Below are 970 nucleotides of genomic sequence, written 5' to 3' on the forward strand. Positions count from 1 at the left end.
TGGTTTCACAACTCCATCTTCTCAGAGACCGGGTGGGGGGCTCTACCCCGACAGGACAGACCTGATCATTTGCCTCAAACCCACCTCTGCTACCCACAAATTCTGCTGAGGAGCCATCTATTTTTTCCGAGGCCCTTGGTCAACAGTGATCCCCTGGCCAAGGCGCTGGTGTATGCCGAGAACCACCGGGGACAACTGAAAGCCTATCTGAGTGACCCGGCGGTGCCCATCGACACCAACCACCTGGAGCGGGCCCTGCGGGTGATCCCCATGGGGCGCAAGAACTGGTTGTTCTGCTGGAGCGAGGTAGGTGCAAAACAGGTGGGTATCATCCAAAGTCTGCTTACCACCTGCCGGCTGCATCAGGTTGACCCCTACACCTACCTGGTAGATGTCCTGCAACGGGTGGCCCTGCATCCGGCAAGGGATGTTGAGGAACTGACGCCACGCGGCTGGAAGGAACGCTTCGCCGCCAACCCCCTGCACTCGGACCTCGACCATGCCCATTGACATCGACGGTCTGAGCTTCGAGGAACTGCTGGATCTCAATCAGCGCGTGGTGGCGCAAGCTCACATCGAGATGATGCAGTTCAATCTTGGCCAGCAGGTCAGCTTCGAACACCAGGGGGGACGTATGCTCGCGACCCTGGTCAAATACAACCGCAAGACCGTCACTGTGGTCACCGACAACGGCCAGCGCTGGAATATCTTGCCCCACTTGCTATCGCCGGTGAAGGATACCGGCTCCGCCGATCCGCACAGACCTGCCAAGGCTCGCAAGAAAAAATGGCTCAGATAATCCGGAAAGAGGCAATAGAGGTTTGGAATGATCGCTTACACTGGGCCAGCTGCGCGGGCAGGAATTTCACCGACCGCCAGCGCATCAAGCGCCGTGCCGCGAACTGGGGGAAGAACTACCGGGCACTGCCGCGGGCGGAACGCCTCGCGGTGCTGGCGGCCATGATGGCGG

At 59.7% G+C, this 970-nt stretch carries 1 protein-coding gene and 2 pseudogenes; all 3 read left to right on the top strand.

Translation table 11 applies throughout. From position 1 onward, the window contains the following. Positions 1–135 precede the first annotated feature (135 nt). Positions 136–510, top strand: a pseudogene (locus tag ACOCD2_RS22070) (IS66 family transposase); the annotation flags it as partial. Next, positions 500–799 (top strand): hypothetical protein, encoded by a 300-nt coding sequence (locus tag ACOCD2_RS22075; RefSeq protein WP_293680561.1) that lies wholly within the window; start codon positions 500–502, stop codon positions 797–799. The pseudogene ACOCD2_RS22070 and the gene ACOCD2_RS22075, both read left to right, overlap by 11 nt. Further along, positions 787–970 (top strand): annotated as a pseudogene (locus tag ACOCD2_RS22080) (hypothetical protein); the annotation flags it as partial. The gene ACOCD2_RS22075 and the pseudogene ACOCD2_RS22080, both read left to right, overlap by 13 nt.

This window comes from Thiolapillus sp. (genome assembly GCF_048562965.1).
GTDB classification, from domain to species: Bacteria; Pseudomonadota; Gammaproteobacteria; order Chromatiales; family Chromatiaceae; genus Thiolapillus; species Thiolapillus brandeum_A.

Coding starts and splice junctions, on each gene's coding strand:
- ACOCD2_RS22075 (WP_293680561.1), top strand. CDS start 500: ATGCCCATTGACATCGACGGTCTGAGCTTCGAGGAACTGCTGGATCTC.